The sequence below is a fragment of the Zhihengliuella salsuginis genome (genome assembly GCF_014651715.1).
GTDB lineage: Bacteria > Actinomycetota > Actinomycetes > Actinomycetales > Micrococcaceae > Zhihengliuella > Zhihengliuella salsuginis.
Genome location: NZ_BMXK01000001.1, coordinates 348,725 through 371,028, shown reverse-complemented (window position 1 = coordinate 371,028; position 22,304 = coordinate 348,725). Strand labels below are relative to the sequence as shown.

General features: G+C 71.4%; 22 protein-coding genes. 10 read left to right on the top strand and 12 right to left on the bottom strand.

What is annotated here, in order from left to right; genetic code table 11:
- The first annotated feature begins 34 nt into the window (after positions 1–34).
- Complete coding sequence (locus IE069_RS01760) at positions 35–1,753, top strand: FAD-dependent oxidoreductase (protein ID WP_189348371.1); 1,719 nt, start codon at positions 35–37, stop codon at positions 1,751–1,753.
- Between the two features lie 149 nt (positions 1,754–1,902).
- Positions 1,903–2,772: an intradiol ring-cleavage dioxygenase gene (locus IE069_RS01755; RefSeq protein WP_189348370.1), complete on the top strand. Its 870-nt coding sequence runs from the start codon at positions 1,903–1,905 to the stop codon at positions 2,770–2,772.
- 51 nt (positions 2,773–2,823) lie between these two features.
- Here IE069_RS01755 and IE069_RS01750 read toward each other — a convergent pair whose 3' ends face one another.
- From IE069_RS01750 to IE069_RS01725, 6 genes are all read right to left on the bottom strand, one after another.
- Positions 2,824–3,495 carry a GntR family transcriptional regulator gene (locus tag IE069_RS01750; protein WP_189348369.1) on the bottom strand — a complete coding sequence of 224 codons (672 nt, stop codon included), beginning with the start codon at positions 3,493–3,495 and terminating at the stop codon, positions 2,824–2,826.
- Between the two features lie 95 nt (positions 3,496–3,590).
- On the bottom strand, positions 3,591–4,100 hold the full coding sequence (locus IE069_RS01745; protein WP_229790872.1) for a GNAT family N-acetyltransferase: 510 nt from the start codon (positions 4,098–4,100) through the stop codon (positions 3,591–3,593).
- Between the two features lie 18 nt (positions 4,101–4,118).
- On the bottom strand, positions 4,119–5,033 hold the full coding sequence (locus tag IE069_RS01740; protein WP_189348368.1) for an ABC transporter substrate-binding protein: 915 nt from the start codon (positions 5,031–5,033) through the stop codon (positions 4,119–4,121).
- Positions 5,030–5,743 (bottom strand): ABC transporter permease, encoded by a 714-nt coding sequence (locus IE069_RS01735; RefSeq protein ID WP_189348367.1) that lies wholly within the window; start codon positions 5,741–5,743, stop codon positions 5,030–5,032. Before IE069_RS01735 ends, IE069_RS01740 begins: the two co-directional genes overlap by 4 nt.
- On the bottom strand, positions 5,740–6,390 hold the full coding sequence (locus IE069_RS01730; protein ID WP_189348366.1) for an ABC transporter permease: 651 nt from the start codon (positions 6,388–6,390) through the stop codon (positions 5,740–5,742). The genes IE069_RS01735 and IE069_RS01730 overlap by 4 nt, the downstream gene beginning before the upstream one ends.
- Complete coding sequence (locus IE069_RS01725) at positions 6,387–7,223, bottom strand: ABC transporter ATP-binding protein (protein ID WP_189348365.1); 837 nt, start codon at positions 7,221–7,223, stop codon at positions 6,387–6,389. The genes IE069_RS01730 and IE069_RS01725 overlap by 4 nt, the downstream gene beginning before the upstream one ends.
- Before the next feature lie 188 nt (positions 7,224–7,411).
- Between IE069_RS01725 and IE069_RS01720 the strand changes: the two genes are divergently transcribed.
- On the top strand, positions 7,412–8,470 hold the full coding sequence (locus IE069_RS01720; protein WP_189348364.1) for an ADP-ribosylglycohydrolase family protein: 1,059 nt from the start codon (positions 7,412–7,414) through the stop codon (positions 8,468–8,470).
- Here the strand turns inward: IE069_RS01720 and IE069_RS01715 are convergent.
- From IE069_RS01715 to IE069_RS01705, 3 genes are all read right to left on the bottom strand, one after another.
- Positions 8,467–10,038, bottom strand: coding sequence for a long-chain-fatty-acid--CoA ligase (locus IE069_RS01715; protein WP_189348363.1), 1,572 nt, complete (start codon positions 10,036–10,038; stop codon positions 8,467–8,469). The two genes, IE069_RS01720 and IE069_RS01715, sit on opposite strands and share 4 nt — an antisense overlap.
- Positions 10,039–10,161: 123 nt before the next feature.
- Positions 10,162–11,304, bottom strand: a complete 1,143-nt coding sequence (locus tag IE069_RS01710) for a FecCD family ABC transporter permease (RefSeq protein WP_229790871.1) — start codon at positions 11,302–11,304, stop codon at positions 10,162–10,164.
- Positions 11,301–12,356, bottom strand: a complete 1,056-nt coding sequence (locus IE069_RS01705; RefSeq protein WP_229790870.1) for a FecCD family ABC transporter permease — start codon at positions 12,354–12,356, stop codon at positions 11,301–11,303. Before IE069_RS01705 ends, IE069_RS01710 begins: the two co-directional genes overlap by 4 nt.
- A 94-nt stretch (positions 12,357–12,450) precedes the next feature.
- On the opposite strand from IE069_RS01705, the gene IE069_RS01700 reads away from it, so the two are divergent.
- The 5 genes from IE069_RS01700 to IE069_RS01680 all read left to right on the top strand — a co-directional run bounded on the left by IE069_RS01700 (position 12,451) and on the right by IE069_RS01680 (position 17,946).
- Complete coding sequence (locus IE069_RS01700) at positions 12,451–13,464, top strand: ABC transporter substrate-binding protein (protein WP_189348362.1); 1,014 nt, start codon at positions 12,451–12,453, stop codon at positions 13,462–13,464.
- Positions 13,465–13,560: 96 nt separating this feature from the next.
- Positions 13,561–14,754, top strand: a complete 1,194-nt coding sequence (locus IE069_RS01695) for a YhaZ family DNA alkylation repair protein (RefSeq protein WP_189348361.1) — start codon at positions 13,561–13,563, stop codon at positions 14,752–14,754.
- A gap of 131 nt (positions 14,755–14,885) precedes the next feature.
- Positions 14,886–15,188, top strand: a complete 303-nt coding sequence (locus IE069_RS01690; protein ID WP_189348360.1) for a hypothetical protein — start codon at positions 14,886–14,888, stop codon at positions 15,186–15,188.
- Positions 15,185–17,314, top strand: coding sequence for an alpha/beta hydrolase (locus IE069_RS01685; protein WP_189348359.1), 2,130 nt, complete (start codon positions 15,185–15,187; stop codon positions 17,312–17,314). Before IE069_RS01690 ends, IE069_RS01685 begins: the two co-directional genes overlap by 4 nt.
- Positions 17,314–17,946 (top strand): hypothetical protein, encoded by a 633-nt coding sequence (locus tag IE069_RS01680; protein ID WP_189348358.1) that lies wholly within the window; start codon positions 17,314–17,316, stop codon positions 17,944–17,946. The genes IE069_RS01685 and IE069_RS01680 overlap by 1 nt, the downstream gene beginning before the upstream one ends.
- Positions 17,947–18,041: 95 nt before the next feature.
- Here IE069_RS01680 and IE069_RS01675 read toward each other — a convergent pair whose 3' ends face one another.
- Positions 18,042–19,070 carry a GTP-binding protein gene (locus IE069_RS01675; protein ID WP_189348357.1) on the bottom strand — a complete coding sequence of 343 codons (1,029 nt, stop codon included), beginning with the start codon at positions 19,068–19,070 and terminating at the stop codon, positions 18,042–18,044.
- Positions 19,071–19,177: 107 nt separating this feature from the next.
- Between IE069_RS01675 and ykgO the strand changes: the two genes are divergently transcribed.
- Complete coding sequence (gene ykgO / locus IE069_RS01670; protein WP_189348356.1) at positions 19,178–19,300, top strand: type B 50S ribosomal protein L36; 123 nt, start codon at positions 19,178–19,180, stop codon at positions 19,298–19,300.
- A 129-nt stretch (positions 19,301–19,429) separates the two neighbouring features.
- Complete coding sequence (locus IE069_RS01665; protein WP_189348355.1) at positions 19,430–20,128, top strand: dTMP kinase; 699 nt, start codon at positions 19,430–19,432, stop codon at positions 20,126–20,128.
- Here IE069_RS01665 and IE069_RS01660 read toward each other — a convergent pair whose 3' ends face one another.
- On the bottom strand, positions 20,129–21,280 hold the full coding sequence (locus tag IE069_RS01660) for a M14 family zinc carboxypeptidase (protein WP_229790869.1): 1,152 nt from the start codon (positions 21,278–21,280) through the stop codon (positions 20,129–20,131).
- Between the two features lie 228 nt (positions 21,281–21,508).
- Complete coding sequence (locus IE069_RS01655) at positions 21,509–22,180, bottom strand: SDR family oxidoreductase (protein WP_189348354.1); 672 nt, start codon at positions 22,178–22,180, stop codon at positions 21,509–21,511.
- Positions 22,181–22,304 lie beyond the last annotated feature (124 nt).

Sequence of the window (22,304 nt, the reverse complement as noted above, 5' to 3'; positions counted from 1 at the left end):
CGGCCGACACCCCACCACGAAACGGAGCCCCGACATGACCCCTGCCCCCACCCCCTCGACCCTCGACGTCGACGTGCTCGTCGTCGGCTCCGGCGCCGGCGGCCTGTCCGCCGCGGTCACCGCCGCCCACCACGGGCTCAAGGTCCTGGTGGTGGAGAAAGCGGCCGTCTGCGGGGGCGCCACGTCCTGGTCCGGCGGCTGGGCCTGGGCGCCCGGGAACCCCCTGGCCAGGGCCGACGGCGTCGACGAGGACCGCGAGGAGTTCCGCACCTACCTGCGCCACCGGCTCGGTGCGGACTACGACGCCGGGCGCGTCGAGGCGTTCCTCGAGGCCGCGCCCCGGATGGTCGACTTCTTCCAGCAGAAGACCTCCCTGCAGTTCACGCCCGGCGTCAACATCCGGGACGTCTACGGCAGGACGCCGGGAGCCGGCACCGGCCACCGCTCGGTGGGCCCCTCGCCCTACAACGCCCGAAACCTCCGCCCGGAACTGCGCGCCAAGATGCGCCACCAGCTCTACGAGACGTCCTTCCTGGGCATGGGCATCATGGCCGGGCCGGACCTGGCGAAGTTCCTCTCCGCTTCCCGGGGCAGCCTCCCCGGGCTGCTCCACGCTGCCAGACGGTTCCTGCCGCACCTCGTCGATCTGGCCGTGCACCGGCGCAACATGCAGCTGGTCAACGGCACCGCGCTCACGGGCCGGCTGCTGAAGTCGGCGGACGACCTCGGGGTCGACATCCGCGTCTCCACGGCCGCCCGGAGGCTCCTCACGGACGACGCCGGCGCCGTCGTCGGGGCCGAGGTGTACGGGCCCGACGGCCCGTACACGGTCAATGCGGCGCGCGGGGTCGTCCTGGCCACGGGCGGCTTCCCGCAGGACGCCGCGCGCCGCCGCGAGCTGTTCCCGAAGACCCCCACCGGCGCCGAGCACTGGACGCTCGCCCCCGCCGAGGCCGCAGGGGCCGGGCTCGACCTGGCCCTCGCCGTCGGCGGACGCTTCAAGACCGACGTCGCCTCGCCCGCCGCCTGGTGCCCCGTCTCCCTCGTCCCGTACGCGAACGGGCGTACCGGGACCTTCCCGCACATCATGGACCGCGCGAAGCCCGGCAGCATCGGCGTGCGCGCCGACGGGAGGCGCTTCGTCAACGAGGCCGACGGCTACTACGACTACGTCGACGCCCTCTTCCGGGCCACCCCCGACGGCGAGCCCGTCGAGTCGTGGCTGGTCGCCGACGCCCGGTTCGTCCGCCGCTACCCGCTGGGAATGGCCAAGCCCCGGCCCGTGCCGCTGTTCCCCTACGTGCGCTCGGGCTACCTCAAGAAAGGGAGGACCCTCGAAGACCTGGCCGCCGCGTGCGGGATCGACCCGGACCGGCTGCGCGAGACCGTCGAGCGGTTCAACGCGGACGCGCGCCGCGGCGAGGACCCCGACTTCGGGCGCGGCTCGACGGAGTTCAACCGCTACGGCGGCGACCCGAAGGTCGGGCCGAACCCGTCGCTGGCCCCGCTCGAGAAGGGCCCGTTCTACGCCGTGAAGGTCGTCCCGGGCAGCTTCGGCACCTTCGCCGGTATCGATGTCGACCCGCGCGCCCGCGTCCTCGGCACCGACGGCCGCCCGGTCCCCGGGCTCTACGCGGTCGGCAACGACCAGGCCTCCGTCATGGGCGGGCACTACCCCGCCGGCGGCATCAACCTCGGCCCCGCACTGACCTTCGGCCACATCGCCGGGGAGGATCTGGCCGGCGTCCGGTAGGGACCGCTGCGGCAGGACCGCCCCGCCCGCGACGTCGTGCCCACCGGGTCCACCGAAGTCACAGCCCGGGGCCCGGGCTGTCATAGCCGGGCCACAGACCGCGTGCCTAGGCTCGGGAGCGTCCTGACAACGACCAGCAGAGGATCGCCATGTTCGCAGTCCGTTCCGGCAAGTGGTTCGGCTCCCGCCGCCTCCCCCGCCCCTACGAGGATCTCGAGGACCAGGGCCTGGGGTTCGACATGACGACCCTGCTCGAGCGCCGGCGGGTGCTCTCCTCGCTCGGGCTGGGCGCCGCGGCGTTCGGGCTCGCGGCGTGCGAGGCGGCGACGACGCCGGGTGCGGCGTCGTCGTCTTCGCCGCCCGTCCTGGCGGAGATCCCGGACGAGGCCGCGGGCCCCTTCCCGGGCGACGGCTCGAACGGGCCGGACGTGCTGCAGGAGTCCGGCATCCTGCGCAGCGACATCCGCTCGAGCTTCGGCACCGGCAGCGCCACCGCGGAGGGCGTGCCGATGACGTTCGAGCTGACCCTCCTGGACGTGGCCGGCGCACCGATGGAGGGAGCGGCCGTCTACGTGTGGCACTGCGACCGGGACGGGAACTACTCGCTCTACTCGGACGGCGTGGAGAACGAGAACTACCTGCGCGGCGTCCAGATCGCCGACCCGGACGGCAGGGTCCGCTTCACGAGCATCTTCCCCGCCTGCTACCCGGGCCGCTGGCCGCACGTCCACTTCGAGGTCTACCCGGACCAGGAGTCGATCACGGACCCGGCGAACGCCATCGCCGTCTCGCAGGCGGCGCTGCCGGCCGACGCCGCCGACGCCGTGTACGCGACGGCCGGCTACGAGACGTCGGCCCGGCACCTCGCCCGGGTCAGCCTGGGCGGGGACAACGTCTTCGGGGACGACGGCGGCGCCAGCCAGCTCGCGGCCGTCACCGGCAGCGCGGAGTCGGGTTACGCCGCAACGCTGACCGCAGCGGTGGACGCTGCGACGAGGCCCGCCGCGTCCGAGCGCTGACGCCCCAGCCCGGGCACCGGGTGGGAGCGCCCCGACGAGCGGGAGTCGGCGTCAGGTCCCCGAGGCCTGCAGTCCCGCGTCCCGCGCCTGCTTCATGGCGGCCGCATTCGCGCGGCTCGTCTCCAGGTGCTGCAGGACGAGCCGCTCGACCGCGGCCTCGTCCCGCGAGGCGAGCGCCGCGTAGAGCTGGTCGTGCTCCCGGGCCATGCCCTCCAGATCGGCGTGCTGCGCCAGCAGCCACCGCATGCGCGCCGCGAGCGTCTGGCTGAGTTCGTTCAGCAGCTCGTTCCCGGACATCCTGATGACGCATTCGTGGAAATCGGCGCCGGCCCGGCGCGACTCGACGCCGCGGTTCTGGCGCGAGTACTCCAGCTCGTCGTCGACGATCCGGCGCAACTCCCGCAGCCCCTCGCGCGTGTGCCGCTGGGCGGCGAGCTTGAAGGTCATGAGCTCCAGCGAGACCCGCACCTCGTGCAGGTCGGCGATGTCCGACTCGCTGAATTCGCGCACCACGGCCCACGTCCTCGGCCGCAGCGTCACGAGCCCCTCGGAGACGAGCGTCTTGAGCGCGTCGCGGATCGGGAGCCGGCTCACGCCCAGGTCGGCGGCCAGGTCGCGCTCGACCAGCTTGCTCCCGGGCGGGCGGATCCCGTCGATGATCTCGTTGCGGATCCGATCCGTCACGCGAGTCGACTCCGGCTCGAAGTCCTTCTTCTGGTCCACAATCCGCCCCTTCGACGCACGACTTCCGGTCTACCGTTCTCCTCGAGTCTATGGCTCCGATCCCCGCGGGCACGACGCCGGCCCGGAACCGGCGCTCATCCTGCGGGTGCCGCTGCGGGGTCCGCCGCCGCGAAGGACCCGACGGCCAGTTCCCGGGTCATGAAGACGCTGTTGGGGTCGGGGGCGTAGACGCCGAAGGGGTCGCAGAGCTCGAAGCCCTCCATCGCGTAGAAGGCGCGGGCGGCGGCGAAGTAGTCCTCGACCCCGGTCTCCAGCGAGAGGCGCGCGACCCCGCGCGACGCCGCGTCCGCTACCAGGTGCTGCAGCATCCGCCGCGCCAGGCCGCGGCCGCGGAACCGAGCGCGGGTGCGCATGCTCTTGAGCTCCTCGTGCCCCTCGCCCACACTGGAGAGGGCACCGGCCGCGGCCAGCTCGCCGCCGTCGTGCAGGACCCACAGGCGCACCGACGGCCGCCTGAGGCCGTCCAGGTCGAGGGCGTGCACGCTCTCCGGCGGGGAGGTGGCCATCATGTCGGCGAGGTGCTCGGCGAGGAACTCCTCGAGGCGGGGGTCGTCGAAATCGGCGCGGAGGATCTTCTGGTTCACCCGGATATCCTATGCCGACTAGAGGTCTTGGCCGGCGAGCCAGTCCTCGGCGATCGTGGCGGCCGGAAGCTGCTCGTCGACGCTGCGCCCGTTGAGTTCGAGCAGGTCGTCACTGGTCAGTGCCGCGCTGACCGAGTTGATGATGTCAGCAGCCTCCTCTCCGACGGCGTCGCCGGCCAGCGGCACCACGTGCGAGGCGAGGAAGAGGCCCTTCGTGTCCTCGAGGGCGACGAGCCCGTTCTTGGCGATCGACGGGTCGCCCGTGTAGATGATCGCCATCTGGATGTCGCCGTCTTTGAGGGCCTTGACGGTCAACGGGCCGCCGCCGTCCTCGATCGGTGTGAAGCCGGCGTCGACTCCGTACGCGTCCGCCAGGCCCTGGGGCCCGTTCGGCCGGGACTCGGCCTCGGAGTTGGCGCCGAGGGTGATCTCCTCGTCGACGTCGGCGAGGTCGTCGATCGTCTCCAGATCCCACTTCTCGGCAAACTCCTCGGTCACCACGTAGGCGTCCTGGTCGGTGGCTTCCGCCTGGTCGAGGACGCGCAGCCCGTCCGGCGTTGCCTCGGAGAGCGCGGCGTACACGTCGTCGGACAGGCGCGCCTCGGTGTTCGGCTCCCAGTACTGCAGCAGCGGTCCCGTGTACTCGGGGAAGAGGTCGAGGCGTCCGGCTTCGAGCTCGGGCAGGTAGGCCTCCCGCTGGCCGATCCTGAACTCGCGCTGGACCTCCATCCCCTCGGCCTCGAGCGCCTGCGCGTACACCTCGGCGATGATCTCGGACGAGTAGTAGTCCTGGGAGCCGATGACGAGAGGACCTCCGGATCCCCCGGCCGGGCCGGACCCGGAATCCTCTGCGAGCGGATCGGAATTGCCGCAGGCGGCAAGCGGAAGCACGGCGGCTGCGGCGATGGCGGTCAGGGTGAGCAGACGTTTCATGACGGTCCTTTCGGGAAAACCGGGTTGGAGGGGGATGTCGATTTCTGCCCGGCTGGCCGGGCGGCCCGGGCGGCGCGGCGTTGCGCCGCTGCCAGCAGGACCTCGAACAACAGCGCGATCAGGGTCACGAGGAGGGCCCCGGCGAGCATCTGGGCGTAGTCGCGGGATTTGAGCCCGTTGAACAGGAAGCGCCCGAGGCCTGCGTCGGCGATGTAGGCGGCCAGGGTCGCCGTCGCGATCACCTGCAGCGTCGCCGCCCGCACCCCGCCGAGAATGACCGGCGCCGCGAGCGGCAGCTCGACCCTGGTCACGATCTGCCACTCGCTCATCCCGATCGCGCGGGCGGCCGACGTCGTCGTGCCGTCCACGGACTCGACGCCCGAGTAGGCGCCCGCCAGCAGGGACGGGACCGCGAGGACGACGAGGGCCAGCAGCGGCGCTCCCAGACCGATGCCCAGCCACAACCCGAGCAGCGTCAGCAGGCCGAGTGTCGGGACGGCGCGGGCGGCGCCGGCGAAGGCGATGACGGCGGTGCGGCCGCGCCCCGTGTGCCCTACCCAGACGCCCGTCGGGATCGCGACGACGGCGGCCGCGCCGACGACGAGCGCGGTCACCCACAGGTGTTCGAGCACGCGGACCGGCACGGACCCGGGTCCCGTCCAGTGGGCCGCATCCGCGAGCCAGGCGGCGGCCTCCAGCAGGAGGTTCATGCGCCCGCCCCCTCGACCGCGCGACGCCACGGCGTCAAGGCGCGCCCGGCGAGCAGGCAGAGCCCGTCGAGCGCGAGGGCGAGGACGACGGTCGCGATGAGTCCGGTGGCCACCTCGGCCACGATGCCGCGCTGGAAGCCGTCCGTGAAGAGGGTTCCCAAGCTGGGGACGCCGATGAGCGCCCCGATGGTCACGAGTCCCACCGTGCTGACCGTGACCACCCGCAGCCCGGCGACGAGCACGGGCACCGCGAGCGGCAGGTCGACCTTCCAGAACAGTTCGCGCGGCGCGTGGCCCACGGCGATCGCCGCTTCCCGCACATGGGAGTCGACGGACGCGAACGCGTCGGCGGCCGTGCGGACCATGAGCGCGGCCCCGTAGACGGTGAGGGCGATGATGATCGTGGCCGACGAGCGCAGGGGCACCCCGAAGACGGCCGGGACGATGATGAGCAGCGGCAGCGCCGGAATCGAGTACAGGAGGCTCGACCCGGAGAGCAGCGCGCCGCCGAGACCCGGCCGCCGGAAGGCGAGCCGCCCCACGGGCACCGCGATCGCGACGCTGAGCAGGATCGCCGGCAGGCTGAGCCACAGGTGCGCCCACGTCAGCTCGAGCACCCACCCCCACGCATGCGAGAACCAGGTCACGGCGCGGTCCTGCGCTCCTCGGCCGCGACGAGGACGCCGGCGGGCCGGCCGTCGTCGTCGACGAGGACGCGGCGCCCGTCCACGTCCGTGGTGCGCAGCCGCCGCTCGGCGCGGTCGGCCCCCACGAAGGAGCGGACGAACGCGTCGGCCGGGTGCGCGAGGATGTCGGCCGGAGTCCCGACCTGCGCGGTGACGCCGCGCTCCTTGAGGACGACGACCTCGTCGCCTACGCGGAAGGCCTCGTCGATATCGTGGGTGACGAGAAGGATCGTCTTGCCGAGCTCCCGCTGCAGCCGCCGCAGTTCGTCCTGCAGCTCGCGCCGCACGATCGGGTCGACGGCCCCGAACGGCTCGTCCATGAGCAGGATATCGGGGTCGGCAGCGAGCGCCCGGGCGACGCCCACGCGCTGCTGCTGCCCGCCGGAGAGCTGGGAGGGGTACCGCTCGGCGCACGAGGGGTCGAGCCCCACCCGCTCCAGCAGGCCGACGACGGCGGAGCGCGCCTCGCGCCGGCGGGTCCCGTTGAGCACGGGGACGGTGGCGACGTTGTCGGCGATCGTGCGGTGCGGCAGCAGCCCGCCGGCCTGCAGGACGTAGCCGATCGACCGGCGCAGCCGCACGCGGTCGAGCCCTGCGACGTCGCGCCCGTCGATCAACACGGAACCGGCTGTGGGCTCGACCATGCGGTTGACCATGCGCAGGAGGGTCGTCTTGCCCGAGCCGGAGGACCCGACGAGCACCACCAGGCTGTTCGCCTGGACCGTGTAGCTGAAGTCCTCCACTGCCACGGTGCCGCCCGCGTACGTCTTGCCGACTCCGCAGAACTCGATCACGCCGCTCTCCTCGTTTGGGGATGTGCTCCACCCTATACAGATACAGACTGCCCGAGGAACTGAACGCTCGGTGGGGGCTTCAACCAATTCCCGGTCGGCGTTCAGGATGGCCGACTAGGCTGGTGGCCAGTGACCGGCGCCACATTTCGTCGCGCCGTCAGGCACCAGCTCGACGCAGGGAGTCCTCGATGCAGACGGCATATTTCACGAACTACGAACACGACGAATCCGGCCCGTCCGCGGGATCGGAACGACAGGCCCAGCGCGATCGCGCCCAGGGCGCGCTCGTCGGCGCGGCCGCGGGCGACGCGCTGGGTGCCGGCTACGAATTCGGTCCACCTCTCGGCTCCGGCGCCACGATCACGATGATCGGCGGGGGGCCCTTCGGGTTCGCTCCCGGCGAGTGGACCGACGACACGTCCATGGCCGTCCCCATCGCCCGTGAGCTCGCTGCGGGACGCCGGCTGGAGGACGAGGAGACGCTCGACCGGATCGTGGCCGACTGGTACGCGTGGCACCTGGAGGCCCCGACCGTCGGCACGCAGACCCGCCGCGTGCTCGGCGCCCTCCAGTCGGCGACCGCGCGCGAGGCGTGGGAGTCCTCGCACCGGCTGCACATCATCACCGGCCAGTCTGCCGGCAACGGCTCGCTCATGCGCACCGCGCCCGTGGCCCTCGCCTTCCTCGGCACGGGACAGGAGGAGGCGCTCGCGAGCACGGCCCGGCAGCTCTCCCGGTTGACCCACTGGGCCGACGACGCCTCCGACGCCTGCGTGATCTGGAGCCTGGCCATCCGCAAGGCCGTCCTCACCGGCCAGCTGAATCTGCTCGATCAGCTCTACTGGCTCCCGGCCGAGCGGAGAGAGCTGTGGCGCCAGCGCATCGAGGCCGCCGAATCGGGGGAACCGGCCGACTTCGCCGGCAACGCGTGGGTCGTCGAGGCCTTGCAGGGCGCCTGGTCGGCGATCCAGCACGGAACCTGTCTCGAGGACGTCCTGCGGCGGGCGGTCCGCGGCGGCAGCCACACCGACACGGTCGCCGCCATCGCCGGGGCCCTCACCGGCGCCGCGCACGGCGCCAGCGCGCTGCCGGGCGAATGGCGCGCGCGCCTGCACGGCTGGCCGTCCATGACGGCTGCCGACCTCGAGGACCTCGCCGTCCAGATCCTCGAGGGCCCGCACGCCCGCGGACCCCAGGCGGCGGGCGCCGTCACGGGGTCGGCAACGGCCGGACGCGCCGAACGCTAGGAGCCGCCCACCCCGTTCCGCTCGGAGTACCGCTCTGCCAGCTTGCGCTTGAGGATCTTCCCGCTGGGACCCAGCGGGAACTCGGACACGACCTCCACCAGGCGGGGGTACTTGTAGGCTGCCACCCGCTCGGCGATCCACTCACGGATGGCGTCGGCGTCGAGGCCGGAGTCCGGATCGATCGTGACCGAGGCGGCGATCTCCTGGCCGTGCTTGTCATCCGGGACGCCGTAGACGGCGGCGCTGGTGATTCCCGGATGCTCCATGAGGGCCTCCTCCACCTCGCGGGGGTACACGTTGTAGCCGTTGCGCAGGATCATGTCCTTGGTCCGGTCGACGATGCGGACGTGGTCGTCCTCGCTCTTGGTGCCCAGATCGCCGGTGCGGAACCAGCCGTCCACGACGGCCTCGGCCGTGGCCTCCGGGCGGTTCAGGTAGCCGGCGAACAGGTTGTGACCGCGGACGACGACCTCGCCGAGCTCGCCGCGCGGCAGGAGCTCGATCGCGTTCCGCTCCAGCGGATCGGCGATTTCGACGTCGACGCCCCAGATCGGCGTGCCGACGGTGCCCGGCTGCGGCGTCTGGCTGACGCGGCCGAAGCACGCCACCGGCGACGTCTCCGTCAGCCCGTAGCCTTCATGGACCTTTGCTCCGAACCTCGTCTCGAAGGCCTCGAGCAGCGCCACGGGCAGCGCCGCGCCGCCGGAGACGCCGTAGCGCAGGGCCTCGGGCCGCTCCTCTCGGGCGGAAGCGGCCTCGAGCAGGGCCACGTACATGGTGGGGACCCCGAAGAAGACGTTGACGCCGTGGTCCAGCAGCAGGTCGAGGGCGTCGGGCCCGGTGAAGCGGGGCAGCAGCAGGATTTCGGCGCCGGCCCGCAGCCCGCAGTTGAGCACCGCGGTCTGCCCGAAGGTGTGGAAGAGCGGCAGGCCGCCGAAGAGCCGGTCGCCGGGTCGGACATCCAGTGCGTCGAGCAGCATCGCGTTGGTCTGCTCCACGAGGGCCAGATGGGTTCCGAGTGCACCCTTGGGCTTGCCGGTGGTGCCCGAGGTGTAGAGGATCGTGGCGATGTCCTCCGGGTGGCGTGGCAGGTAGCTCGTGATGGGCTCGGCCGCGGCGGCCAGGTCCTCCAACCGTCCGGCCGCGGAACCCGACTCCGCCAGCACGGTGTACGTCGGCACCCCTGACGCTTCGGCGCCGGCGGCGCCTTCCGCGAGCAGCGGGGCCGCGCAGACCAGCAGCTCGGCCTCGGAGTCGTCCAGGATGTAGGAGATCTCGTGCCGCTTGAGCAGCGCGTGGATCGGAACGACGACCGCCCCGAGGCTCAGGACGGCGTAGTAGACGCGGGCGAAGTCGGCGACGTTCGGGATGAGCACGGCCACCCGGTCGTTCTCGCCGATGCCGGCGTCGCGCAGGCCGCCGGCGTAGCTCCGGGCCTGCTCCCACAGCTGCGCATAGGTGGTCTGGTGACCGCCGACCGTGACGGCGGCGCGGTCGGCGTGCCTCGTGGCAGATTCGGCCAGGATGGCGGCGACGGACATGGTCAGGTGGGATGCGGTTCCGGTCATGGTCGTGCCCCTCGCTCGATGCAGGTGTTTATGAGATGCGTCACACCGCAGACGATAGACCCTTTGGAACGCAGTCTCAACACTTGGCATCGAGTTCCACGCTTTCGGCTTGGCGGCCGCCCCCTACGCGGTGTGCCGGCGCTGCTGCCGGATCACCAGGTACATGAGATAGGGCGCGCCGATGACGGCCGTCGCTACGCCCGCCGGGAGCGCGACCTCGAACGTCCGTGCGGCGAGGAGGTCGGCCAGCAGGAGGAACAGCGCGCCCACGAGCGCGGCGGCAGGCACCGGCGGGATCGTCCCGCGGGTGATCAGCCGGGCGATCTGCGGGCTGGCCAGCGCGACGAACGCGACCGGGCCGGCGAGCACGGTCGCGGCCACGGCCAGTAGGGTCGCCAGCGAGAGGGTCCACACGCGGGTGGCGTTGATCCGCAGCCCGAGCGCGACGGCGGTGTCCGGGTTCAGCGCGATCATGTTCAGACCCCGCCGCGAAGCCAGGGCCGCCGCGATGCCGACGAGGACCACCGGCCACAACGGGGCGATCTGGCCCCAGTCCCGGCCGTTGATGGTGCCCGACATCCAGGTCAGCGCCTTGGCCGCGTCCTGCACGTTGCCGAGCGTGAGCATCCACGTGGTCAGGGCCGCGGCCAGTCCGCCGACGCCGAGGCCGACGATGATCACCCGGTTCGATTCGAGACCGCCCTTCCAGGCGAGCAGGAAGACCAGCGCCGCGGCGACGAAGCCGGTCACGGCGGCCGCGGCCGGCATCCCGAACGCGGCCGCCGCGCCGGAGACCCCGCCGGACCCGCCGGCCAGCACCGAGACGCCGACCGCGCCGAACGCCGCCCCGTTGGTGATGCCCAGGACGTCCGGGCTGGCCAGCGGGTTGCGGGCCACGGTCTGGGTCAGGGCGCCGGCCGTCCCGAGGGCGGACCCGGCGAGGACGGCGGCAACCGTGCGCGGGGCGCGGAATTCGACGACGGCCAGCTCGGTGCGCGCGTCGGGCGCCATGCCCAGCAGGGTGGCGGCCACGTCCGCCAGCGGGATCGGCGACCCGCCGACGGCGATGTGCCACGCGGCCGCCGCGAACGACGCGATCGCCAGCGCGAGGGTGACGACGGCGGCGTGCCGGCGCCGCGCCGTCGTCGTGCCGTGCGCCCTGGATGTGCGGGCGGCCGGACCGCCCGCGGGACCGGGCGCCGGGGGCGCGTCGGCGACGCCGCGCGGCTGGGCGAGGCGGTCGTCGGGGAGGAGCTGCTGGCTCACGCGGAGACCACCCGCTTGCGGCGCGCGATGTAGACGAACACGGGGGCGCCCGCGAGGGCCACGACGACGCCGACCGGCAGCTCGCCCGGGCGGGCGATGATCCGGCCGAGGGTGTCGGCGAGCAGGATGATCGCGCTGCCGATGAGCGCCGAGGCGGGAACAAGCCAGCGGTAGTCCGCGCCCAGCGCCCAGCGGGCGACGTGCGGCACCAGCAGGCCGACGAAGGCCACGGGCCCGGCGATCGTGACCGCGGCTCCGGCGAGCAGCACCAGCGCGGCCAGCCCGACGCCGCGGGCGCGGGCAGTGGTGACGCCGAGCCCGGTAGCCGCGGCCTCGCCGAGCGCGAGCGCGTTGAGCTGGGTCGCGTTCAGCCAGGCGAGCAGGCCGCCGAGGAGCAGGACGGGCCAGAGCAGCTCGAGTGCCCCGGAGCGCCCGGCGACCGATCCGACCTGCCAGAAGCGCAGGGTCTCGAGCGCGGCCTCGCTGAGCAGGACGGTCGCGGAGACGAGGCCGAGGCACAGGGACGTGACGGCGGCGCCGACGAGCACCAGCGTGGTCGGCGAGCCGCCGCGGCGGTCCACGCTGCCGATGCCGAACACGACGACGGAGGCCACCAGGGCGCCGGTGAAGGCCAGCAGCGCCTGGGCGGAGTAGGACAGGGGGCCGGCCGCCGCCGTCGTGGCGACGATGGCGAGCGCGGCGCCGTGGTTGATGCCCAGCAGGCCGGGTTCCGCGATCGGATTGCGCGTGTGCCCCTGGACCAGGGTTCCGGCGACGCCGAGGGCGGCGCCGACGGCGAGCGCGGTGAGGGTCCGGGGGACGCGGATCTCGCGGACCGTCAGGTCCATGACGGTTCCGGTGTAGTCCGCGAAGGCGTGCCAGATCTCGCCGGGGGTCGACCGGGCGGACCCGACGCCGATGCTGAGCACGACGCCGATGACGACGACGGCCGCGAGGATCGCCAGGGTCCGGGCGCGGACCGCGGGTGACGAGCGGGACGCGGCCGGCTTCGGCACGTCCCGGGACGCGGGCGCGAGGGCAGAAATCTTCACATGTTCTCCAAGGTGTTTCCCCGATGGTACCGTTCTGCATCATCACCAAGGTAAGCATCACCTAATGACCTTCAGTAACGAAAGAATGTTCAAAATGAACCCCACTCGCACCCCCGCCCGTTTCCGGGCTTCCGCCGGCGCCGCATCGGCCGCGCTCCTCCTCGCACTGACGGCCTGCGGCGGAGCCGCGGAGCCGGAGGAGGCGCCGGAGGGCGGCGCCTCCGGCGGCTTCCCGGTGACGGTCGAGCACTTCCGCGGTTCGACGGAGATCCCCGAGGAGCCGCTGCGCATCGCCGCGCTGGACCCGAGCTACGTGGACGCCACGATGCTGCTGGGCGCCGAGCTCGTCGCCTACACCGAGTACCGCAAGGGCGACAATCCGTTCCCCGAGTACCTCGGCGACGTCTCCGAGCTGACGGACGAGGCCGTGAACGTCGGCACCATCGCCGAGCCCGATCTGGAGAAGATCCTCGAGGCCGAGCCGGACCTGATCATCTCCGCCGACGTCCGCCAGGGCGAGATGTACGACCAGCTGACCAAGATCGCGCCGACGGTCTTCTCGGAGTCGACGGGCCCGAGCTGGAAGGAGAACGTCGTCCTCCTGGGCGAGGCGATCGGCAAGAAGGAGGAGGCCGAGGAGAAGGTCGCCGCCTACGAGGCGCGCGCCGCCGCCGTCGGCGAGGCGATCCTCGAGCAGGATCCGGAGACCACGTACTCGCTCGTCCGATTCGCGGGCGAGGACACGATGCGCCTCTACACGACGAACTCGTTCATCGGCGACATCATGGCCGACATGGGCATCCCCCGCCCGGAGGGACAGCCGGACACCATGGACTCGATCCTGGTCCCCCTCTCCCAGGAGCAGATCCTCGAGGCCGACGCCACCTTCATCATGGAGTCCACATGGAACCCGGGCGGTTCCGAGGGCGACGCCTCCGTGGAACAGCAGGAAACCTTCGAGTCCAACCCGCTGTGGGGCGAGCTGACCGGCGAGATCGTCGAGGTCGACGACTCGATCTTCCTCTCCTCCGTCAGCATCCAGGGCGCAGAGGCCGCCATCACCGAGCTGGCCGAGCACTTCGGGGTCGACCCGCAGCTCGAGAGCTGATCGGATCGGGCCGCCGGCCCGGCCCCCGCGCCGGTGGCGCGCACCCCACCGGGGTGCGCGCCACCGGCGTTTCCGCGCCCGCCATAGACTGGACGCATGGCGGCGCCCCTCAAAGACCAGTTGTTCAACCGCGACAAGGTGTCGCTCATCGCCGCGGACCTGGCGCGGGCCAGCGCCGCCGCCGGGCACGCCTTCGACGCGGCGACTTTCACCAACGAGTGCGTCGCCCGGTTCGGCGAGCAGGAACTCAAGGAGCGCATGGCGTGGATCGCCACCCGCCTCCACGCCCACCTGCCGTCCCGCGGCGGCGAGGACCCGACCGCCGTCGCCGCGTCGGTGGACATCCTGCTCGCGGCGCTCCCACCCGAGCTGGATCCGGAGCTCTCCGACGGCGACTTCGGCGACTTCATCCACCAGCCCTTCGCCCAGTTCGTGGCGGATCACTGCCGCACCGCGGAACTGCTGGAACTCGGGCTCGACGCGATGCACCACATCACGCGCCGGTCCTCGGCCGAGTACGCGATCCGCTTCTTCCTCGACGACTTCCCCGGGCCCACGCTCGCCCGGCTCGAGACCTGGACGCGCGATCCCAACTACCACGTCCGCCGCCTCTGCTCCGAGGGGACCCGGCCCCTGCTCCCCTGGGCTCCGCGCCTGGCGCTCGATCGCGCGACTCCCCTGCCGCTGCTCGAGACGCTCGCCGCCGATCCGACCCGGTACGTGACCCGCTCCGTGGCGAACCACCTCAACGACATCGCCAAGCGGGATCCCGACCTCGTGGTCTCCACGCTGGCCCGCTGGCAGGACGACGTAGAGCGCGGCCGCCGCAGCATCGGCGACCTCGACTTCATCACGCGCCACGCCACACGCACCCTCGTCAAGGCGGGCCACGCGGGGGCGCTGGCGCTGCTCGGGTACGACGCCGGTGCGCACCTGACGCTCACCGAGGTCTCGGTCCCCGGTCTGGTCGCGTTGGGCGGCGCCCTCGACTTCTCGCTCACCCTCGAGACGGCGGGCACGGACGTCCCGGTCGTCGTCGACTACGCGATCTGGCCGGCCGATGCCGCCCTCGCGACGGCGACGGGCCTGCCGCGCGGACGCAAGGTGTTCAAGCTGACGCAGGCGGTGGTCCGCGCGGGTGCCCCGCTGGAGTTGAGCAAGCGCCACGCCCTGCGGGCCTCGATGACCACGCGGCGGGCGACGACGGGCCCGCACCTCATCGAGCTCCTGGTGAACGGCCGGCCCCGCGGACGGGCCGAATTCACGATCGCGGACGCCGCCCGCCCGTAGCCCACCCCCGCTCTTGTCCTCGGCGTCCGCAGGCCATGGGCAGTCCTCCCCATGGCCTGCCCCGAAGCCCATCGGTACGCTGGGTCGCGTGATGGCCGCCCGCCATCGAAACGCCTGGGACGGAGGACGCGGTGCGCTACCGACTCGAACAGCCCGGCTTCAACCAGTTGCTGCGCGATGCCGACGACGTCGTCCTCAACCTGCCGGAGCACGTCGTCGGACTGGAAGACGCCGTGGCGGACCTCAAGATGGCCCTCGACAACACCGACTGCTCCGGGTCCGTCGAGACGTGCGGCGCAGACGTGCTGCTGCCCGACGCCCGGGCCACCGTGGTGCGCTGCGAGAACGTGGTCGGCGCAGGCTGGGGCATCAGCGAGGCCGTCTCGGCCGGGGACGAATCGATGGCCGACGACGCACGGGGGAACGCGAAATGAGCATCTTCTCGATCGACACGTCCGGCTTGAAGAACCTGCCGGCGGACACCGAGGGGATCCGGACTGCCGCCCGGGCCGTCAAGAGCGCCGGCCAGACGATCGAGGACGAGACCACGTCGGCCAAGACCACGTGGAACGGCATTCGGCCGCTCTACGAGGGGCCGGGCGAGCAGGCTCTCGCGACGTCGATGGCCCCGGCGGTCCTGGACGCCGGCGAACTCGTGGAGAGCACCACCTCCCTCAAGGAGGCCGCGTTCACGCTGGCGGACGAGATCGACGACCTGAATACCCGCAAGGGGACCTTCTGGGACACCACCGTCCCGGATCAGGAATCCAACTACAACGACAACTACGCGGACAGCGCCGCGTCGCGCCGGCAGTACCCCCATGCCAAGGCGACGCTGCAGCAGGAACTCCAGAGAGACTTCGACGCGATCACCGAAGACTGGGAAACGGCGCAGACCACCTTCAACAGCACGGTCGACGGCATCGCGCGCATCAGCTCCGACACCCCCGCCCACTTCGACTACGGGACGAACTCGACACGCATCGACCGGGCGGCGCGCCTGTACCGCGTCGCCATGGGCGAGGGCGCCACGGCCGAAGACGTGGAGGCGTACTACGCCTACCTGGGCAAGCTCTCCGACCAGGAGATCGAGGCGTTCGCGGCGACGCACCCCGATTCCAGGACCGCCCCGCCGCCCGTGTCGGCGGAGCCGCCCGCCGGGGACGGCTACCCCGCTGGCAAGCACGGCGCCGACTGGTGGGACAGTCTCAGCACGGAGCAGCAGGCCGCGCTCACCGCGATGCTGCCGGCGCTGGTCGGCAACACCAACGGCGTCCCGTACTCGGACCGCAACCGCGCGAACGTCACCACGCTGAAGCTGGTCCGCAACGACCCCGACTACACGGCCGAGCAACGCGAGGCCTTCGAGTCGATCGCCAAGTCGCTGCATCCTGAAGAGGACCGCGACGGCAACACGGTTCCCCGCGGCCTGCTGCATTTCATTCCGGTGGACCCGGCCTCACAGCGCCCCTTGGCCTCGGTCGCCGTCGGAGACGTCGATACCGCGGACAACGTCACCTTCACCGTGGCGGGCATGGGCAGCGGTACGAACAACATGACCGGCGAGGTGGGCAACGCGCAGAACCTGTACGACGGACTGGAAGGCAGCCGCGCCGTCGTCAGTTGGATCGGCTACGACTCCCCGGACAAACCGGCCTGGGACGGCAGCAACTTCAACGGCTCGTGGCCGTCTCTGGGCAGCGCTGCGTGGGAATCGGGGACCAACTCCACCGAGGTGCTGCGCAGCGACCACGCCAACACGGGCGGTACGCAGCTGGCGATTTTCCTGGACGGGTTCCACGAGACGCGCGATCACACAGGCGACGTGCCGACGGTCAACGTGGGCGCGCATTCGTACGGCACCACCACGGCGGCGGTCGGGCTGACGGAGACCAAGTACGACGTCGACCGGTTCGTGATGTACGGATCGGCGGGTATCGACCCCTCCGTGGCCGACCACGCGTCGGACTTCAACGTCAAGGAAGGCAGCGACGGCAAGGCCCAGGTGTACGCCACGCTGGCCTACGACGACCCGTGGGCTCCTGCCGGACAAATCGGCTCCGAACGACTCTCGCCGACCGCCGAGGAGTTCGGGGCGCACGTCTTCTCCTCCGACGGCGAGGGGAACATCGACGGTCAGGTGGGCAACATCCACTACCAGGACTCGAGCGACGGCGACGGCGACTGGGGCTACCTGGAGCCCGACAGCCAGTCCTACAACACCATCGACCAGATCCTCTCCGGCGAGGCGGACGCCGTCGAGTACATCGACGAGGCACGGCAGGACTCCGACCCCAAGCGCGTGTACGAACTGATGCAGGACGCGATCGACGCGAAGAACACGACGATCGAGGTCAAGGAAGATGTAGTCGAGTGGTTCGGAGACCGGAAGGACGACGCCGTGGAGGCCAAGGACGCCGTCGTCGACTGGACCGGAGACCGCAAAGACGACGTGGTCGATTTCGCCGGCGAGGCCAAAGACGAGGTCGTTGATCGCGCCGATGACGCCAGAGATGCCGCCGGTGACGCCTGGGACTGGGCCAAGGACAAATTCCCCTGATGAACAACCGTCGAACCCCCTACGCTGGAGACATGCGCCGCGCCCGGCAAGCCGCCACCCTCGTCCTACTCACGGCTGCAGTCCTCACCGGCTGCGCCGATCCGGGCAACGAACTCCCAGGAGGAACTGTGAACGCCGAAGCCGAGCCGACCCTCGAGGAACTCCGCCGGGACGCCGCGGACGTCGCCGTCTCGTTCTTGCCGTTGCTGCCGGGATCCCCCACGGAGGAGGAGCTGCGTGACCGTGTCGCGACGAAGGAACCGTCTGCGTGCGACAACGAGTCGTACCGCATCCGCCTGCCCTTGGGCGGCGACGGCATCGACGATCCGGAGCGGTTCGTCGACGAGGCGCTGACGATCATCCACGAGCTCGGGTTCTCCACGGAGGACTACCGCCGCAACAGCCAGGGCAGCGACCATGTCAACGTCAGCGGCCGGCTTCCCGACGGCCGGGTGATCGCGCTCGAGGCCTCGCCGTCGCTGACGCGGCTGCACTACCAGACGGTGTGTTCCAAGCACGAGTCGCTGGCCCGGGCGTTCGACGCCGGGCTGGAGGAGACGTTGGACGAGGCGACCGAGTCGCTCGGCAAGCCGGAGCCCGAGCGCCCCTCGCGCTGGGGCGTGCGCGGCTGACCGGTCCACACCGTGAACGCCCCGTGACAAGCGGTCGCTTCGGATGAAGCCGCTGGACCACGCATCACGGGGCGCTTCCGCGCCGAGTGCTCCCCTCAGTCGTCGGCCGCGTCGTGGGCCGGAACCCACGCCGGGAACGGGTCCGGGAGGCTCGACCAGGATTCGAATCCGGCCTCGAATTCGACGTCGGTCAGCAGTGCCGACTCGAGGAGGCCCCGCAGCCGCTTCTCGTCGAGGTCGATCCCGGTGAGGACGAGGTCCTGCCCCAGACACAGCAGCTCCTCCTGATCCGCGTCGTCCCGCGTCAGGGGCACCAGGTCGAACATCTGCCCCACGTGCTCCCACAGGGCCGTGACCTGCGGCCGGGTGGCCAGCCGTGCGAAGCCCGCCGAGCGCACCAGGCACCCGGCCCGGCCCGACCCGATCTCCTCCAGCACCTCGCGCAGTCGTCCGGGGTGGAAGGGCCGCACCGAGGAGAAGCGAACCGAGGAGACCCGCGGGTCGAGCATGCGGGGCTGCCAGCTCGGATGGTCGTTGAGCCGCTGGACCCACCCGGGGCGCTGCCCGGCCCCGGTGGTCGAGACCCGAGCCGACCGTGCGCTCCCGCGGTCCTCGAGCCACCGGTCGACATCGAGGTCCAGGTGCGCGGAGGGGTTCAGGTGGCTGATGAGCGAGAGCGTGCTGGAGAGCTCCGGCGCGTTCAGCGAGGCCCAGTTGGTCACGATCACCACGGAGGCGTACTCGATCTGGTGGACCGCCAGCGTCGAGCGTGCGACGAAGCCGGGCAGGTAGTCTCCGTCGGCCAGGTCCTCGCCCAGGTGGGCGGCATCCACGATGCAGACGACGTCGGCCAGGACCGCCGCGTTCTCGTTGCCCACGAGTCCCACAGCGTCCGTGACGGGGACGTCGAGCGGGATGTCCACCACGACGTCGCGGCCGACGGATTGGATGGTCGCGGCCACGTCGTCGAGGAAGTCCGTCCGTTCGGCCGCGCTCCTGCCGAGCCCCCGCGTGGGATCCGCGGGCATCTCGACGGCGCCCGTCGTCTCGGCGATGATGCGGATGTGCTCGCGGCGTTCGGGGACGCACGTCCCGCACACCAGCATGACGTTGGCCTGATTCACGGTCCTCCTCCGGCGTCGGCACGGACGTGCCGGGTTGCATTTGCCTGCGAAGCCCCATCCAACCATATAATGAGAATCATTCGCAATAACTAGACGGAGGAGACACCATGAAGGTACGCAACTCGCTCAAGGCACTGAAGAAGCTGCCGGGCGCCCAGATCGTCAAGCGCCGCGGCCGCGTGTTCGTGATCAACAAGAAGAATCCGCGCATGAAGGCGCGGCAGGGCTGACGCCCCGCCGCGGCGCGCGGCGACGGCACAGCAACTGCACAGCAGATGCACGGCTGATTCTAGGCGACATCGCGGGGACCCGCGCGTTGAACCGGGTAAGACAACAGAGTCGTCCCCCGAGGAGGAATCGTGCTGCTCACCCGCCCCCAACCCGCCATCGCCCCGTCCGTCCCATCCGCCGCGGCGGACGCGGTGCCCGCACCCGCCGCCAGCCAGGCGCGCCGGGCGACGGTCGCCGTCGTCGGCATCGACGGTTCCGGCAAGACGACGGCGGCCTCCTACCTCGCGGCCAGCCTGGACGACGCCGGAACCTCCGCCCAGCTGCTGCGCAACCCGTCCGGCCGCAGCTGGCTGGGGCGCTGGAGCGCGAAGTCCGGCTACGCGGTGCCCGCCACGCTCGCCGAGACCTTCGAAACGGTGCTGCGCGGGCTGAACGTGATCCGCTCCCACACCCGCGCCCGGGCCTTCGCCGGGCTGACGGTCATGGACCGGCACCTGGTCTGCCAGGAGGTCACCCGCGAGACCCGCGGCCTGGACCCGAACGGCCTGCTGGCCCGCGGGCTGCGCCAGCTGCGGCGGAACCTGCGCGAACCGGAGCTGACCGTCCTGCTCGACGTCTCCCCCGCCACCGCGCTCGGCCGCATCCGCGAGCGCGGCCTCGACACCGAATCCCTCGACTACCTCGAGGCTGCGCGCGACGCCTACCTTGCGTGCGCGGTCACCGAGGGGTGGGCCGTGATCGACGCCGAGGCCGACGCTTTCACCGTCGTCAGCCGGCTGCGGGAGATCGTCCGCGAACGGATCGTCGACCCGCAACCGGCGCGCTGATCAGTCCAGGGGCACGACGCCGTCGTCGGTGAAGTAGCCCGTGGTCGGCGCGTGCGGGATGTCCTCCCAGCGCTCCGGGTCCTCCTGCTGGACCTCTCCGGAGGCCATGCCCGTCAGCAGCGACTCGAGCGCGCGGACGTTCTGCTTGATCGACTTTCCGCGCGCCTTCTGACCCAGGCTGCCCTCGCTCGTGTTCCCGCTGGTCTCGAAGAAGACCATCGGGCTGGAGAAGCCCTCCGGGTTCAGCCCGCGGTGGTCCAGCCCCAGCATCATCGCGGAGACGACGCCGCCGTGGATGTCGATCTCGTAGCTGCCGCCCACCTGGTAGCGGTCGATGTTGATCGACCCGTACTTCGAGAGCTCGTCGTAGACGTGCACGTGCATCTGGCGGGTCAGCACGTCGTAGGCGCCGTCGGCGAGGGACGGCAGGGTGGGCCCGCCCGGCGCCAGGGAGACCCCGAGCGAGAGCGTGACGTCGTCGTCGGTCCCGTGCTCCTTCTTGAGGCCCTGGTGGTGGATGTCGACGCCGAAGTCCGGCTGCACCATCGTCCAGTACTCGTAGAACGCCTCGGATTCCACGGCCTCGAACTTGCCCTCCATCCAGTCGCGGTTCAGATCGATCCGCGCCTCGGAACCGTCCTGCAGGATGGTGTGGCGGATGTTCTCCTCGGACCCGTCCGGGTTGTACATCGGGATGATGTGGAACGTGTACTTCTCCCGCAACTGCCGGTTCGCGGCGTCGCCGCTGGTGCCGAGCTCTTTGAGCAGCGCCACGAGGGACTCGCCGCCGTAGGGCTCGTTGCCGTGGATCCGGCCCTGCAGCCAGACGTCCTCGTCGCCCTCGCCGACGGTGGCCACGTACAGGTCCCGCCCCTGCTCCGAGACGCTGTACTCCGTGCCGGCCTCCGCCAGCGTGAAGACGTCCACACCGTAGCGGGAGGTCGACTCGATCTTCTCCAGCTCGGCGATCATCGACTCGTAGGTCATGATGCTCGAGATGCTCGTGTTCCCCTCCGGCGACGGGAAGTTGGCATCGGCGGCCGCCGGGGCCGCCGCGCCGGCGGGGACGGCGAGCGCGAGGGCGGCTGCGGCCGCCCACCCGGCCAGCCGCCGTCGTGCGGGCATGGCGGATGTGCATGGAGTGGTGGTCATCGTGGCTCCTTGAGGTGTGGCTCTCGAGTGACGTCCCGCAGTCGCAGCGACTGTGGTGCGCATCACTCGCGGAATACTCCGGAGCCTAGGGAAGCCCCCGACGGGGGACAAGGGGGATCGTCGAATCGGGGCGAAGATGACTCGTTCGTGAAGGCAACTACTCGCGGGTAGGACGAGCGGATGCCGCCGGACGGCCAGCCGGACCGTTCAGCATGGTTGGGGCGGGACTCAGAGGTGCGGGGTCCCGTAGAGCTCGACGAGCGTGTCGACCGCCTCGTGCACTGTCGAGGGCCCGTCGACGACCTCGACGATGTGCCGGGTCAGCCGCGGCTCGTGGAGGACCTCGAGGATGAAAGCGGCGACGTCGTCGCGCTGGATCCGGCCGTACGGGACGGCCAGCCCGGTCGCGACGCGGTTGTTCCCGTCGTCGTCGGTGAGCCGCCCCGGACGGACGATCACCCAGTCGAGCCCCGATCCGGCCAGCGTCTGGTCGGCCGCCTTCTTCACGTCCAGATAGTGCGCGAACGACTCGGACACCTCGCGCCCGCGTCCGGACTCCGGCATCGCGGAGATCAGGATCATGCGCGGAACCATCGCGGCGTCGGCGGCGACGATGGTCTTCTCGACTCCCCTGCCGTCGATCAGCGACGTCTGGTCGGTTCCCGTGCCGTGGGCGCCGGCGGCGAAGACGACGGCGTCGTGGCCGGCCAGCGCGTTGGCGAGGGAATCGGGGCCGTCGCCGACGAGGTCGAACAGTACGGGCTTCGCCCCCGAAGCGACCACGACCTCCTCCTGCTCGCTCCGGCGGAAGAACCCGGTCACCTCGTCCCCGTGGTCGGTGAGCTTGCGTGCCAGTCGGCGTCCCACGCCTCCAGCCGCTCCGATGATCCCGATCCGCATGACTGCCTCCCTGTGCCGGCTCCTGCTCTCAGATCACCACCTACCGGCCGGTAAGGCAAGGGTTGTTCCCACAACGGTGGTCGTCAGCCGCTGGTCCGTCCGGCTCCGCCGGACCCCGGGTCCC

Coding starts and splice junctions, on each gene's coding strand:
- IE069_RS01700 (WP_189348362.1), top strand. CDS start 12,451: ATGAACCCCACTCGCACCCCCGCCCGTTTCCGGGCTTCCGCCGGCGCC.
- IE069_RS01755 (WP_189348370.1), top strand. CDS start 1,903: ATGTTCGCAGTCCGTTCCGGCAAGTGGTTCGGCTCCCGCCGCCTCCCC.
- IE069_RS01695 (WP_189348361.1), top strand. CDS start 13,561: ATGGCGGCGCCCCTCAAAGACCAGTTGTTCAACCGCGACAAGGTGTCG.
- IE069_RS01720 (WP_189348364.1), top strand. CDS start 7,412: ATGCAGACGGCATATTTCACGAACTACGAACACGACGAATCCGGCCCG.
- IE069_RS01715 (WP_189348363.1), bottom strand. CDS start 10,038: ATGACCGGAACCGCATCCCACCTGACCATGTCCGTCGCCGCCATCCTG.
- IE069_RS01735 (WP_189348367.1), bottom strand. CDS start 5,743: ATGAACCTCCTGCTGGAGGCCGCCGCCTGGCTCGCGGATGCGGCCCAC.
- IE069_RS01685 (WP_189348359.1), top strand. CDS start 15,185: ATGAGCATCTTCTCGATCGACACGTCCGGCTTGAAGAACCTGCCGGCG.
- IE069_RS01660 (WP_229790869.1), bottom strand. CDS start 21,280: ATGACCACCACTCCATGCACATCCGCCATGCCCGCACGACGGCGGCTG.
- IE069_RS01655 (WP_189348354.1), bottom strand. CDS start 22,180: ATGCGGATCGGGATCATCGGAGCGGCTGGAGGCGTGGGACGCCGACTG.
- IE069_RS01760 (WP_189348371.1), top strand. CDS start 35: ATGACCCCTGCCCCCACCCCCTCGACCCTCGACGTCGACGTGCTCGTC.
- IE069_RS01740 (WP_189348368.1), bottom strand. CDS start 5,033: ATGAAACGTCTGCTCACCCTGACCGCCATCGCCGCAGCCGCCGTGCTT.
- ykgO (WP_189348356.1), top strand. CDS start 19,178: ATGAAGGTACGCAACTCGCTCAAGGCACTGAAGAAGCTGCCGGGCGCC.
- IE069_RS01680 (WP_189348358.1), top strand. CDS start 17,314: ATGAACAACCGTCGAACCCCCTACGCTGGAGACATGCGCCGCGCCCGG.